The sequence below is a fragment of the Paenibacillus taiwanensis DSM 18679 genome, assembly GCF_000425125.1.
GTDB lineage: Bacteria > Bacillota > Bacilli > Paenibacillales > Paenibacillaceae > Paenibacillus_B > Paenibacillus_B taiwanensis.
The window spans coordinates 23588-37127 of sequence record NZ_AULE01000002.1 but is presented as its reverse complement, the minus strand read 5'-3'; the positions used below and the strand labels follow the sequence as shown (position 1 = coordinate 37127).

Sequence of the window (13540 nt, the reverse complement as noted above, 5' to 3'; positions counted from 1 at the left end):
AGATCGTAATAACGTACACAGCCTTATTTGATTCGAAAATGAGGAGATGAACTTAAATTATTATTAAGTATTCATTCAGCTTGGTTTCATGTGTTGGCTTCATACTGAAGAGATGACAGCGAGAAAGGAGGTGAACGTATGAAATGGACGACATCATCGGCGGTCGCCTGGTCAACGGCAATGATGCTGCTGCTTGCCTCTCCGGCAGCGGCCCAAAGCGAACATGCCGCTGCTGCATTTGCGAAGTCGCCTGAAGCGCGGGTTGTATTTGCGTCTGAAGATGACACGGATATTTCCCGTAAGAGTGAGGGACAGGGCGGGGTACTGGCGTTGCTGCCAAGCTCTTCGACTTCCAAAGCAAGCCACTGGTCGGCACAATTAAACAAGAACGATCACACGGAAAAGAGACAGCTGAACAAGGAGCAGGTAAAGCTCCAAAGTCAGATAAAAGAGCTTCGACAGCAGAAGCTGATATCGATTGCACAGAAATACGGGATTGTTGTCGAAAACAAGACGAGTAAGCAATTACGTCATGAATTGCGACAAATGGTTGGACATAACGGCAAGATGTTCCACGAGAAACATGTCGATAAGCAAAAGCTGCATCAACAGCACATAGGGGAACATGCAAAGAAACAAGTAGTAACGACGAAGCACTTGAATACGAAACAAATAAGGAGCAAGGTAAAAGAACAACAGCAGTAACGGAGTTATGAGAAGCGCGGTTGGTGAGTCCTGAACTTGTCGGAGATGTGTGGAACGTAGGCAAGTCATTTTGAATCGTGTCGAGGCATGTTGGAAGAGCGCCCAGCATGCCTTTTTGTATATAAACGGCGTAGTCCTGATTGTTCTAGCTCGACTCTATTACGTTCTGCAAGGTTACTTTTTACAAGAGCAAGCAAATGGGGGAGTTAATTTCATATTTGGACAAACGAGAAGATAAACCTGATTCACCTAAGGGCTTACGTGTTAATTATTGCATAAGGGTACGGGGCTGAGGATGAGGATAGATGAGCAGAATGATCGTTAGCATGCTGCCACCATACAGCCAAACACAAACATATGTATAGTAGTCGATGCTACACGTAAGTAAAGATGCATAAGCACATGCTCGTTTATGACTGCAGCAATTTATTCAGGGACGATGACTCTCTAGGTGGCACGTTTTATTATGGCGTGCATATAGTATATTGAACAGATGTAATATAAAAGCCCGACAGAATGCGAAGGGCAATCCATCGGGCTTTCGGTATAATATTGTATTATTTCTCGTAAGAAGCAAAGCTATCATATTGCTTCGAGCTGAGAATACGTTTAGCACCAACATAACGCTTCTCATAGTAATCCATGCTTAGATCGTCGATACGTGTTCCTTTGCTTGTCGATGCGTGAGCGAATTGACCGTTGCCTACATAAATGCCGACATGGGAGATTCCGCTGCCACTCGTATTGAAGAATACCAAGTCACCAGGGCGTAGCTCGTCTTTTTTTACTTTGTCGCCAACTTCATACTGGGAAGAAGACGAACGAGGCAATTCGACATTGAATTTGTCAAAAACATACTTTACAAATCCAGAGCAGTCAAACCCCTTCGTTGTAGTACCACCATACTTGTAGTCGATACCCATTAAATCTTGGATAGTGTTGTCCATCTTCGTTGCGGCGAATGCGCTGCCTGTTCCGATCGAGAACAGTAAGCTCAGACCGACCACCGCAGTGACCAACTTCTTCTTCAATTGGAAAAGCTCCTTCCGTGCCTGCGAGGTTAGCTGGAGGGTTCGGTTGAAGGTTCCCTATGATCTCTGCATACGCAAGATCAATTCACCCAGTATAAATGGTTCCCCCGCTTCCCGGATGTGTACGGGAATTTGGCCTATTGGTTCACATCAGATTCCGTTACTTCTGATTACAAAATTGCAAGAACTAAGTGTCTTTCATGACAAAGTTGTAACAATCTAAGGTTTATTTTAGCAGACCTTTTTTACTTTGACAAACACTTTTTGTCCCTAAACGCCAAAAAAACGCGCTTAAACCTCGATAAAAGGCTTAAGTAAGCGTTTTTTTAGTGAAAAATTGTTTAGAAAGACCGAAATTTACGGTTCTCGATGATCCCATGCATGGTATCGACTCGAAATGCTCCACAATTTGAGAAGTGCGCGTAGCGCAGGATAAGCTTGCTGTAAAATAAGCGCGGTCATTCCGGTCCATAACATAGCGGCGGTTGTCACTAATGTACTGCATAGTAATGAGATGAGTGCAAATAGAAGTGACAATCCAATGACAGGCAGAGCGCGTATGATGCCGGTTTTTAGCGCAAGCAGTAGCGGCATGTTTGCCCCTGCGCCGAATTGTAGAAATAAAAACAGATGATGAAGCAGCCAACCTCCAACCAGCCAACCGAGACTGACAGGAACAATTCCGGTTAATAACAGCTTCCAGCTCGGATTAGAAGCAAGTGATTCGGCCAAATAAGGGATCACCCAGTAGGCAGGGGCGAGCAGCAAAGCCGTTTCTAAGATATATAAGAGAGCAAAAGGTTTCCATGCTGCGGCAATGCCTTTAAAAAAGGTCAACCCCGATTCGGTTCGGTGATTAGCCATTGAGTAGCAGATACCGGCCTGAATAATGGGTGTGAGCAGCATCCGCACTGCAATAAAGGCTATTATGATCCAAAGGTACGGTGTATAAGTAGACGTTTTAGTTAATTGGAATTGAGATTCCAATAAGAAGAGCTGCGAACTCATTTCTGTAGGTGGTGGATTTGGATACCGTCGAAGTATGGGCATGATGATGGAATCCATAAAGCGATAAAGTAGAAATCCCCACAACAACTGATATAGAAATAAGATGATCCAGATGTATAAATGGTCTTTTAGCCAGTCCCACCCTGCGCGCATATGCAGCTTCATATGTCCATCACCACCCCAATACGTTTGTTATTACTTCGAGCCATTTGACGGCCGCCCAATTGACGCGCGTGCGCACGGGCTCTTCAATTTGAGCACGCATATAGTTATTAATGTGGCGATTCTCTACCATGATCGTATAGAGGGGATCAATCATTACCCATGTGAGAGGAGAAGAATGACTGAGCTTATATTGAATGCGATCGCCTTCCACAGACCATACTTTACGAGTTGTACTTCCGTCTGCAAATTGAAATACGATTGGTACGTTCGGATAGTCAGCACCGTTTTTCTGAATATTTACTGTGGCCTCATAACGTGGCGTTCCTCCTTCATTAAAAGTACGAGTATATATGCTCTCGACGGAAAAGTCGGCCATTTTCTGCCCGTATATATACTGATTAAAAAAGTCGGTCCATTTCCGTTTGGTCACCAATTCTACGACTCGTTGAAAGTCAGCGGTAGTCGGATGCTTAAAGCGGTATTTGGTCGTATAGATTTTCAGAATACGCTGCATCGTCTTTTCTCCGACCTGCTTTTCTAAGGCAAGCAGTACAAGCTTAGCGCGATAGTATACGTTTTCGGCGTAATGGTTCTGATTTTTGTATTGCCATGCATGTTGTTTGAGCGGAGCGGGATCAGTCATGTAACTTGCTTGCACCGCCAAATTAGGCGTCACGCCAAATTCCGACTCCATTAACTTATCCTCGGCATAAGAAGTAAAGCCCTCGTCGAGCCAAGCCTCCTCGAATTCATTGGAAGCGAGCAGCCCGTAGAAATATTGGTGTCCGATCTCGTGGACGACGGTTCGCTCCAAATCATAGCCTGGGCTTTCATCATCTGCCCCAAATGCCGTTACTAATGTAGGGTATTCCATACCACCTGCCCCGTTAGCCTCTTTTGGGGGGACTACAATGGACAGTGTGGAATACGGGTATTCTCCGTACCATTCACTAAACTTGGTAAGTGCGGCTTTTGCGGCAAAAAAGTAACGATCTTTCAACTGTGCGTGCTTAGGGTCAAGGTACAGCTTGATCCGAACACCTGGCACATTATCTGATGAGAACGGTTCTTCCGCATAGACAAACTTCGGAGAGGCTGACCAAGCAAAGTCATGTACATCGTCTGCATAGAATTGATACGTCTTGGTACCATTTCCGAATACAGGTGTCTTGGTTGGAAAACCGGTTGCGGCTACGATGTAGTTGCTAGGAACCTGAATTCGGACGTTAAAAATGCCAAAGTCGGAATAAAATTCGGAGTTGCCATGATACTGGTGCAAATTCCACCCTTCCTCAGCTCGGCCACGAATACCCGCCTTCTCATACGCGGCCAGCTTAGGGAACCATTGGCCAGCCATAACAAATTGATTAGTAGCTCCCATGCGGGCGAAGACTTTAGGGAGTTTGACTTCAAATTTGAGCTTTAGCGTAATTTTGTCGTGGCCTTTGACAGGCTGCGGCAATCGCAGCTTAGCTAGAGTCTTGTCCTTTATGTTGCCGTCGTCAGGCTGAACAAACTCCAGACGGTTCATCAAGGATAGCCCGTCTACTGATTGTAGGGACGTAATCTGCATGCTGCCGTACCCGTCCTGTGGCATGCGGTCTTCTCGCAGCCGACCACCAGATTCTTTCATAAAGGTGGTATCCGCAGAAGCGAATGCATTAGGGTACAGGTGGAAGTAAAGTTCGTTTACCGTTTTTTTACCCGGGTTGGTCCATGTCACGGTCTGAGTGGCATAAAGGGTCTTGGACGCCTCGTCCAATCGGACCTCAATGTGGTACTCCGATACCCGCTCACTGCGGGCCTTTGGTGTGACAGCTTGAATCTGCTGTGGCGTAATCGGTTCACTGGTTTTGGCCTTCCCTTGTGTCACTTCTGGACCGAGGGAGGGTAAGGGCTGCGTAGGTGTGAGCCATTGCGTAAGCAGGATACCAGCTGTGATAAATAAGAGTGAATAGAGGAGTGAGCGATAGGCGTTGCTTCGAGTCATCCGTTTCTTACCTCCCGTTGACAAGCATCTACAGCATGTATATGTTGGCTTTTTACAGAATATTAGCTAAAATGAAAATGATTTTGATTCCAGCCAAGGCTTTGTTTCCTGTCAGGAATAGGAACGTAGAGAGGGCGAGGAAGGAGAATAATAATGGAACAAGAGAAGAAGGTAAAGAAGCCGCTTGCGCTTAACGTCGTAAGCAGCGGTAAGCATAAAGGCTTCGGTGCAGGCAGCATCGATCTGAATAATGTGTCGCCTGTCATGATCGAAGGGGGACGCGCCTACATTGATATTGGCGCCATGCATGCTAAAAGCAAGCTGGAACGCGGCATTAAGTTCTCTGCAAACAAAGAAGACGTGCCAAATGGTCGTACTTGCTGGATCGTATGGGTGGCCGTTGACCGCAACGCTGAGGGCGGATTCTATGCGGGCCTGACAGCTTGTGAGATGCTGATTGACGCGGAAGCGAAGCGTGGGTGGAAGATTCTTGCGGAGCATGTGAATAAGATGGATGCTGCCATGAAACGCCGTGTTATGCTTGATGGGCTAGGTGAAGAAGAGTTGGGCTTGCTGCGCGGGCTGCTGCAAACGCATAATGAAGAATGGTGGGCCAACACATCTGAAGAGGTTAAAGCGGCACTAGTGTAGTTATACTAGATGTAATTACGAACAAGAGGGAGGCTGGAGCGTCGTAGATCCGACGCAAAGGCTCCTTCTTTTTTTGAGTGAAGCTGATCGGGAAATTCGAGGACGGATGAGGTATTTTAAAGCGATGCACATAGATCTCACCTTCTATTTTTTATTTCTCATCTTTCAGCTAGTAGATATCAACAATGAGGGAAGTGAAATGAACATGAGCGGAAAGCTGCGTGCTGACATCAAACCAGGCCTGGAAGTAGATATCGTATTAAAACAGGATCAACGTACAGGCAAACGAACGCGAGGCATTGTAAAGGATATATTAACAAACGCCCCTCAGCATCCGCATGGCATTAAAGTAAGGCTTGCCAATGGAATGGTTGGGCGTGTGCAGGAGATTATTCAGCCAAACTAATCTGCGTTAGTGCGAGTAAGCGATATAAGCGATGTGTTCGATGTAAAATAAAATGTTCTGGTATGGGGCTATTATTGCGTCGCATGGTGGACATCATACCCATATCAAAGAAGCCGTAAGCTCCGCTAGAGGTGGTGTATACGGCTTCTTTCATTAATAGCACTGCATGTGGCCATACATGATGATCGTCATCATCCACCAAGGTTACAGGATACGAGAACGAATGTTCAAAAGGAACAGGCACAGGGCGTTGGCCCTCAGTCATGTAAGCTATGTACATCACTTAGAGGAAATAGAAATGCCTGACCAAAACATGTCAACAACGGCTTCAGCCAGCTGTTGCTTAGATGTGTACAATTGAACGGCACTGTCTCTGTTGCCTAACATAACAAGCGCAGAGAAGGCATGAGCCATCATCATGGCATTACCGGCTCGAACAATTCCTTGGCCGATGCTGATCTCAAAATGTTCAGCAAGCAGATCATGAATGTGCTGCTCTGCTTGACGGATTCGCTCCATCTGTTCAATAGATAGCTGGGCCTCGGCTTCACGCATCATCGTCTCCATATCCACATGGGATTGTTGCATCTTGGATAACGCAATCGCCTGTAGTCGTTCTTTGAAGCTGAGAGGTGCCAACAAGTGCTGTTGGGTAAAGTAATGTCCTCTCTCTAATACCTGAACGACAGCGGCCGTAAACAGTTCTGCTTTATTGGAATAGTAATAATAAATGGTTGCTTTGGTAACAGCACAAGCTTTAGCAATAAGCTGGAGCGAGATTGCTTCAAAGCCTTGCTCCATAAACATTCGCGCTGCCGTTTGTACAATCACGGTCTGTAAAGGCGTGCCGTTGTCATCCAATTTGGGTCTGCCTGGTCTGCGTGGGCGTTTCGAGTTCATATCGATAAGAAGCTCCTTTATAACGTTAACATCTGTTCTCTGTTCATTATACTGGTAACGTATCTATTCACATATAGTTTAAAGAGAAATGTAAAAAAAGGATTGCTAATTAATTAACCTTCCGGTATATATAATATTATAACTTATTTCTCTAACGGGTGCTAAATAGATGGGTTAGGTAATCGTACCTTGCCCTTGAGCAGATCAAGGAGAAATAAATATAGGAGGACTAGGATACGATGGAACAGAAACGCAAAATTAGCGGATGGGTATCTGGTCCGCGCGGTCAGTGGATCACGTTAATCATTTGGATTATGATTGTAGCCGTGTTAAACGGGGTATGGCCCTCCGTAAAGTCGCAGGAGCAAAATGGTGCGGTCAACCTTGCCGCAGATACCCCTTCGGTTGAAGCCGCTCTTATTGCGGAGCGCGAGTTTCCGAACGAAGCGGGAAACCCTGCTCTGATCGTCTGGCAGCGACCGGGAGGATTAACGCAGGAAGATTTGCTGCATTTGCAGGCGCTAACCAAGCAATGGGAAGCGAACCCGCTGCCTGACCAGACCACGGTTATGCCATTGCATAAGTTCCCACTCCCTGCGTTGCAGGCGCAGTTATCTACGGATAAGAGCACGTTGGTACTGCCCGTATTGTTTAACAAGGAAGCAGATGTGGTCCGGCTCAAGGCAAGTGTTGCACAATTAAAGCAGCAGGCAACTGCTCAATTTGGCAATAACCCATTTAATGAGAGTATCGAATCAACTACAGCATTAAGTGCCCGAGTCACGGGACCTGTTGGTATTTCTATTGATGCGACGGGGCTGTTTATGAATGCAGACGTTTCGTTGCTAGTGGCTACCGTATTGCTCGTATTAGTCATTTTACTGCTAATTTACCGTTCACCGATGTTGGCACTTATACCACTTATCGCTGTGGGCTTTGCATACGGTGCAATCGGACCTATTCTAGGCTTTATGGCGCAGCAGGGCTGGATAACAGTTGATGCACAAGCGATCTCCATTATGACGGTGCTTTTGTTTGGAGCGGGTACAGATTATTGTCTATTCCTAGTTTCGCATTATAGACACCTGCTCACTCATGTAGCTGATAAGCGTCAGGCATTGGTTTATGCCTTAAAAGGTTCGTCGGGTGCTATTGCGATGAGTGGATTTACAGTAGTTATCTCCTTATTAGTGTTGCTGCTGGCGAAGTATGGCGCCTATTACCGCTTTGCTGTTCCTTTTAGCTTATCTATTCTCATTATGGGTATTGCAAGCTTAACACTCGTTCCGGCGTTGCTTGCTATTTTCGGAAGAGGATCATTTTATCCGTTCGTTCCCCGGACACCTGAAATGGAAGCAGAGCGTGCCAAGCATAAAGGAAAACCTGTCAAGCAGAAGAAGGTTCATAAGTCTGCTGGCTGGATAGGTCGGGTTGTGGTGACACGTCCGTGGGCGGTAATCGCCATTACCGTTCTGCTGTTAGGCGGGCTAGCGGGCTTTTCTACACGAATCCAATACACATACGACCTCTTATCTTCCTTTCCATCTACGATGGAATCAAGAGAAGGGTTTAAAATAATTGGAGAAAAGTTCTCGCAGGGGGAGTTGGCCCCTGTAAACTTGATGATAGATACAGAAGGTAAAGATGTTCCATTACAAAAGGTGCTGGATTCGCTTCCTTATATCGATCAAGTATTTGACCCGCAGAAAGGGCAAAAGAACGAGCATATTTTAGCGTACCGTATAGAACTAAGCTCGAATCCGTATTCGCAGGAAGCTATGAGCCATATCCCGGAAATTCGTTCCGCGACGGAGTCTGCTTTGCTGGAGGCAGGGCTGAATAACGTGGAGCAAAAGGTATGGATAGGCGGTCAGACAGCTACTCAATACGATACCAAATTTGTTAATGACCGAGATACATCCATTGTTATTCCCGTTGTCATTGGCTTGATTGCATTGCTGCTGCTCATTTATTTACGATCTATCGTGGCCACTGTCTATTTAATTGGTACCGTGGTACTTTCCTATTTTTCTGCGCTAGGCTTAGGTTGGCTAATTCTGCACTATGGGTTTGGCGCGGAGGCTATTCAAGGAGCGATTCCATTGTACGCGTTTGTATTTTTGGTAGCGCTTGGGGAGGACTACAATATATTTATGGTGTCGCGCATCTGGCAGAAGAGCAAGGAGATGCCGATGAAGCAAGCGATTCGTGAGGGAGTTAACGAAACGAGCTCCGTCATTACTTCGGCGGGTATAATATTGGCGGGAACATTTGCTGTGTTGGCTACGCTGCCTATGCAGGTGCTCGTGCAATTCGGGACGGTGACTGCGCTTGGCGTGCTGCTGGACACGTTTATTGTACGTCCTTTTATGGTGCCTGCTATAACGACGGTACTGGGGCGATGGGCCTTCTGGCCGGGTAAATTAAGCCGTGTGGAAGAGCGATCCGCATCAACCGAATAAGAACCGTTCAGAACCGCTATGAGACGGAAGCTTTGCAGCTTGTTCTCCTTTTTGGAGAATAATTATAGAGGCCATCGAACGAGAGTTGAACGATCAGTTCAGCTCTTGTTCGATGGCTTTTTTTGTCATTATTATAGTTTAAATCGTGTTAGCCTGCCCACCAACGCTTCAAATGCTTCCACCACGATTGCTTCTCTTTAGTTTCCGCCGGCAATGGAGCTTCCTCGGGCTGCTTCTGCTCGGAAGTATTGCCCCCAGGATGCAGTCCGCACCATTGCGTAGGCTCTGTGCCGCGGACAAATGTCTCAAGACGCTTGTTCACACACCCTTCACCGGCGAGCTTACCAGAATCCGAGTCAATATAAACGTTAACGACATTTTCTGGAATCGTGAAAAGTTTGGGAGGCACACTTTCCAGCGCTTTCTCGGTATATTCGGCAAAAATCGGCGCCGATAGGTGCGCATCTGTAGTCGTAATGGTCTTGCCCTTGTCATACCCCACCCAGACGGCTGTAGACAGCTCGGGTGTATAACCTACAATCCACGAATCACTATCCGTTGTTCCGGTTTTGCCGGCTACGGGCCGTTTGATCAATGATGATACTCGATTGCCAGTTCCTCCTGCTTCAAACACACTTTCCATGAGGTTCGTTAATACATACGTTGTAGCGGAATCTACAATGGGAACAGGTTTTAAAGCGGCTGCTTGATAGATTATGTGCCCTTCTCGATCCGTCACAGCTAATACGGCTCTAGGCATCATCTTGTTTCCTTCGTTGCTTAGCACAGCATAAACGGAAGCCATTTCATACGGGCTGACAGGGTACGTGCCAAGTGCGAGAGATGGCACTGGTTTCATTTCGGCATGAATACCGAGCCGCTTGGCCATCTCAATAACTTTGTCTGGACCGATTTGCATAATCGTATTCACGGCAAAAATGTTGTCCGAGGCGGCAATTGCTTGGCGGAGATCGATATCTCCGTAATATTTGCCGCCAAAGTTACTTGGACTGTACGTTTTGCGGCCTTCATCGTAACTGAAAGAAGTTGGCTGACTCGTAAAGCGTGAGGCTGCCGTTAGCTGTTTTTGCTCCAGCGCCGTCAAGTATACGATAGGCTTAAACGCAGAGCCTGGCTGCCGCGTATTGGCGAATACGCGATTATACTGATTTTCTCGATAGTTTTTGCCACCAACCATAGCCTTAATGTCGCCTGACCTTGGATCAATCGAGACGAGAGCCGCCTGTAAATCGCCAGCTGAGGGAATGTTTTTGGCCACTGCTGATTCGGCTGCTGCTTGTGCACGTGCATCCAGTGTGGTGTAAATACGCAGGCCGCCTGATTCGATCTCATCCTCCGTTAAGCCGAGTGCATACAATTCTTTGCGTACATAATCACGAAAATAAGGGGCAACAAGTGTATCCGAGCGTTCTTCCTTTGTTCGAAATTGAAGAGTTGCGTTATAAGCAACATCCGCTTCGTGCTGTGCAAGGGCACCTGTTTCCACCATATTTTGCAGCACCACTTTTTGCCGATCCTTTGCATTTTTCATATTAATCCACGGTGAATAATAACTTGGACCACGTGGTATACCAGCAAGCATGGCACTTTCAGCGAGTGTCAGCTCCTTCGCCGATTTTCCAAAATACATTCTGGCAGCAGATTCAATGCCATATGTACCATGACCATAATAAATTTGATTTAAATACATCGCCAAAATATCATCCTTGCTATACTTCATTTCAAGCTGCAGCGCAAAGAGCGCTTCTTTCGCCTTTCGTTTCCATGTTCGTTCATGCGTCAAATACATGTTGCGGGCCAGTTGCTGCGTTAATGTACTTGCCCCCTGCTTGGTAGAAAGGTGCTCCAGGTTGACGACTGCCGCTCTTGCGACACCATAAATATCGATGCCAAAATGATTGTAAAACTTGCGATCCTCAGTTGCTAACGTGGCCTGTACAAGGGACGGTGCAATATCCCGAATGCTCACAGATTGTTGCAGCGTTTGGCCTGAGGCTAGCAGCGCAAGAGGCTTGCCAGTACGGTCCAGCAACTCGGAGGATTGCTGTAGTTGGGATTCAGGCAGCTCTGTCAAGTACAGGTAACCAAGCGTGGAGGCAGCTGCTCCGATACTGAGTGCAGCTAACACTCCCCATATATAAAAAACGGTACGCCAGCGTTTCTTCTTCGTTTTGGTTGATGCTCGTTTAAGTATGTCGCTCATGCCCGCCGTCTCCTTTTATAACCGATGACTACTGTTAAATAGTTACTCTATCTCATCAGTATGGAAAAGGAATCGACAGGATATTCCAAACAAAATAATAATTATTGTGTGAAATAGTTGCATTTTGGGGGGGATTATATATAATACATTTGTTTGGTGCAATATGGAGAAGAAGTGTTACGAATGTTACACAGGAACCATTACGAGCATTTCGCTGGACCAACGATACCATCACCGGTCACCGGAAGAAAGCAGGTTGATTATTATGGAATTGTGGTATACAGAGAAACAAACGCCGAGCTTCGGCATTACGGCTAAGATCCGTGAGACGTATGTAAATGAACAGACGCCGTTCCAGCATTTAGTGATGCAGGAAACCGAAGAATTTGGACGCATGCTCGTATTGGACGGCATGGTAATGACAACGGTTAAAGACGAGTTTGTCTATCATGAGATGGTTGCCCATCCTGCATTGTATACTCACCCTAACCCTAAGCATGTGCTTGTTGTGGGCGGTGGAGACGGCGGTGTTATCCGCGAGATTATGAAGCACCCGTCCGTTGAGAAGGCTGTTCTGGTTGAAATTGACGGAAAAGTCATTGAGTATTCGAAGCAGTACTTGCCTGAGATCGCAGGTGAACTTGATAACCCACGTGTAGAAGTCATCGTTAACGATGGTTATATGCACATTTTGAATAGCAAGAACGAATACGATGTGATTATGGTAGACTCTACAGAACCTGTAGGTCCTGCGGCTCCGCTCTTTGAGCGTGGTTTCTACCAAGGCATCTATGAGGCACTAAAAGAAGATGGTTTGTTTGTAGCACAGACGGACAACCCTTGGTTCAAAGCGGATTTGATCCAGCAAGTAAACCGCGATGTGAAGGAGATCTTCCCGATCGTACGTGTGTATGGTGCGAACATTCCAACATATCCAAGTGGTTTGTGGACGTTTACGATGGGTAGCAAGACATATGATCCGTTAAAAGTAGACGCAGACAGCATTGCCGAGATCGATACTAAATATTATTCTCCACGGTTGCATCATGCAGCGTTCTGCCTGCCTAAATTCGTGGAAGATTTGACGAAGTAAGCAGGGAGGCACCAAGATGCGCTTAGATCAAAGATATTCCGGCAACGTATTTATATTAAGCTCTGATGATTACGAGAATTCCAAAGCAGTCATTTACGGTATGCCGATGGACTACACCGTATCATTCCGCCCAGGTTCCCGTTTCGGTCCTGGTAGAATTAGGGAGTCCTCTGTCGGGTTAGAGGAATACAGTCCTTATCTCGATAAAAGTCTTGAGGACATCACGTACTTTGATGCGGGTGATCTGCTTCTGCCTTTTGGTAATGCAGCGCGCAGCTTGGACATTATCCAAGAGTACATTGCAGGCCTCATGAAGGACGATAAATTCCCAGTAGGCTTAGGCGGGGAGCATTTGGTTTCCTGGCCTGTCTTCCAAGAGGTTTACAAGAAGTATCCGGATTTGGCCATCATTCATATTGATGCTCATGCTGACCTGCGTGAGAACTATGAAGGTGAGCCGCTTTCTCACTCCACTCCAATTCGTAAAGCGGCTGAGATGATCGGCAGCAAAAACATTTATCAGTTCGGTATTCGTTCGGGTTCGCGCGAGGAGTGGACGTATGCGCGTGAGAACATTAATTTTTATCCGTTTGAAGTAGCTGAACCGCTGCGTAAAGTGTTGCCTGAGTTGTCAGGACGTCCGGTTTACGTGACGATTGACATCGACGTGCTTGATCCAAGCTGTGCACCAGGTACGGGAACAGCTGAGATTGGTGGCATTACGACGAAGGAATTGCTTGAAGCTGTGCATTTGATTGCGGGCTCGCAAGTAAACGTAGTAGGATGTGACCTCGTTGAGGTGGCACCGATCTATGATCCAACAGAGCAGACACCAATTGCGGCAAGCAAAATTATCCGCGAAATGCTGCTTGGATTTGTGAAGTAAGGAATAAGGGACTGTTGTC

12 protein-coding genes and 1 riboswitch are annotated in these 13540 nt (G+C 46.5%); of the genes, 6 read left to right on the top strand and 6 right to left on the bottom strand.

Annotation, left to right across the window (positions count from 1 at the left end; all coding sequences use genetic code 11):
- Positions 1 to 138 precede the first annotated feature (138 nt).
- Positions 139 to 705, top strand: a complete 567-nt coding sequence (locus H509_RS0100760) for a hypothetical protein (RefSeq protein WP_028543385.1) — start codon at positions 139 to 141, stop codon at positions 703 to 705.
- A 557-nt stretch (positions 706 to 1262) separates the two neighbouring features.
- Here H509_RS0100760 and H509_RS0100755 read toward each other — a convergent pair.
- From H509_RS0100755 to H509_RS0100745, 3 genes are all read right to left on the bottom strand, one after another.
- The gene (locus tag H509_RS0100755; protein ID WP_028543384.1) at positions 1263 to 1736 is read right to left on the bottom strand and encodes a C40 family peptidase; all 474 of its coding nucleotides are present in this window, start codon (positions 1734 to 1736) and stop codon (positions 1263 to 1265) included.
- A 4-nt stretch (positions 1737 to 1740) separates the two neighbouring features.
- A riboswitch (cyclic di-AMP (ydaO/yuaA leader) is annotated at positions 1741 to 1884 on the bottom strand.
- Between the two features lie 209 nt (positions 1885 to 2093).
- A complete protein-coding gene (locus H509_RS0100750) occupies positions 2094 to 2909 on the bottom strand; it encodes a hypothetical protein (protein ID WP_028543383.1) in 816 nt (271 codons plus the stop codon).
- Between the two features lie 7 nt (positions 2910 to 2916).
- A complete protein-coding gene (locus H509_RS0100745; protein ID WP_028543382.1) occupies positions 2917 to 4899 on the bottom strand; it encodes a M1 family metallopeptidase in 1983 nt (660 codons plus the stop codon).
- A gap of 153 nt (positions 4900 to 5052) precedes the next feature.
- Here H509_RS0100745 and H509_RS0100740 point away from each other — a divergent pair, with 153 nt between their 5' ends.
- Positions 5053 to 5550, top strand: coding sequence for a YwhD family protein (locus tag H509_RS0100740; RefSeq protein ID WP_028543381.1), 498 nt, complete (start codon positions 5053 to 5055; stop codon positions 5548 to 5550).
- Between the two features lie 205 nt (positions 5551 to 5755).
- Positions 5756 to 5956 (top strand): YwbE family protein, encoded by a 201-nt coding sequence (locus tag H509_RS0100735; RefSeq protein ID WP_028543380.1) that lies wholly within the window; start codon positions 5756 to 5758, stop codon positions 5954 to 5956.
- Here the strand turns inward: H509_RS0100735 and H509_RS0100730 are convergent.
- Both H509_RS0100730 and H509_RS0100725 read right to left on the bottom strand, forming a co-directional pair.
- The gene (locus H509_RS0100730; RefSeq protein WP_028543379.1) at positions 5940 to 6221 is read right to left on the bottom strand and encodes a hypothetical protein; all 282 of its coding nucleotides are present in this window, start codon (positions 6219 to 6221) and stop codon (positions 5940 to 5942) included. The two genes, H509_RS0100735 and H509_RS0100730, sit on opposite strands and share 17 nt — an antisense overlap.
- 14 nt (positions 6222 to 6235) lie before the next feature.
- Complete coding sequence (locus H509_RS0100725) at positions 6236 to 6856, bottom strand: TetR/AcrR family transcriptional regulator (protein WP_036695760.1); 621 nt, start codon at positions 6854 to 6856, stop codon at positions 6236 to 6238.
- A 239-nt stretch (positions 6857 to 7095) separates the two neighbouring features.
- Between H509_RS0100725 and H509_RS0100720 the strand changes: the two genes are divergently transcribed.
- On the top strand, positions 7096 to 9318 hold the full coding sequence (locus tag H509_RS0100720; RefSeq protein ID WP_028543377.1) for an MMPL family transporter: 2223 nt from the start codon (positions 7096 to 7098) through the stop codon (positions 9316 to 9318).
- Positions 9319 to 9466: 148 nt separating this feature from the next.
- Here the strand turns inward: H509_RS0100720 and H509_RS0100715 are convergent, their stop codons facing one another.
- Positions 9467 to 11542 (bottom strand): transglycosylase domain-containing protein, encoded by a 2076-nt coding sequence (locus tag H509_RS0100715; protein WP_028543376.1) that lies wholly within the window; start codon positions 11540 to 11542, stop codon positions 9467 to 9469.
- A gap of 265 nt (positions 11543 to 11807) precedes the next feature.
- Here H509_RS0100715 and speE point away from each other — a divergent pair, with 265 nt between their 5' ends.
- Positions 11808 to 12635, top strand: a complete 828-nt coding sequence (gene speE / locus H509_RS0100710) for a polyamine aminopropyltransferase (RefSeq protein ID WP_028543375.1) — start codon at positions 11808 to 11810, stop codon at positions 12633 to 12635.
- Positions 12636 to 12651: 16 nt separating this feature from the next.
- Positions 12652 to 13521 (top strand): agmatinase, encoded by an 870-nt coding sequence (gene speB, locus H509_RS0100705; RefSeq protein WP_028543374.1) that lies wholly within the window; start codon positions 12652 to 12654, stop codon positions 13519 to 13521.
- Positions 13522 to 13540: the final 19 nt, after the last annotated feature.

Bases quoted from the DNA above. Each gene is read 5' to 3' on its own strand.
- H509_RS0100730 (WP_028543379.1), bottom strand. From the start codon at position 6,221: ATGACTGAGGGCCAACGCCCTGTGCCTGTTCCTTTTGAACATTCGTTC.
- speE (WP_028543375.1), top strand. From the start codon at position 11,808: ATGGAATTGTGGTATACAGAGAAACAAACGCCGAGCTTCGGCATTACG.
- H509_RS0100750 (WP_028543383.1), bottom strand. From the start codon at position 2,909: ATGAAGCTGCATATGCGCGCAGGGTGGGACTGGCTAAAAGACCATTTA.
- H509_RS0100740 (WP_028543381.1), top strand. From the start codon at position 5,053: ATGGAACAAGAGAAGAAGGTAAAGAAGCCGCTTGCGCTTAACGTCGTA.
- speB (WP_028543374.1), top strand. From the start codon at position 12,652: ATGCGCTTAGATCAAAGATATTCCGGCAACGTATTTATATTAAGCTCT.
- H509_RS0100715 (WP_028543376.1), bottom strand. From the start codon at position 11,542: ATGAGCGACATACTTAAACGAGCATCAACCAAAACGAAGAAGAAACGC.
- H509_RS0100745 (WP_028543382.1), bottom strand. From the start codon at position 4,899: ATGACTCGAAGCAACGCCTATCGCTCACTCCTCTATTCACTCTTATTT.
- H509_RS0100735 (WP_028543380.1), top strand. From the start codon at position 5,756: ATGAGCGGAAAGCTGCGTGCTGACATCAAACCAGGCCTGGAAGTAGAT.
- H509_RS0100725 (WP_036695760.1), bottom strand. From the start codon at position 6,856: ATGAACTCGAAACGCCCACGCAGACCAGGCAGACCCAAATTGGATGAC.
- H509_RS0100720 (WP_028543377.1), top strand. From the start codon at position 7,096: ATGGAACAGAAACGCAAAATTAGCGGATGGGTATCTGGTCCGCGCGGT.
- H509_RS0100760 (WP_028543385.1), top strand. From the start codon at position 139: ATGAAATGGACGACATCATCGGCGGTCGCCTGGTCAACGGCAATGATG.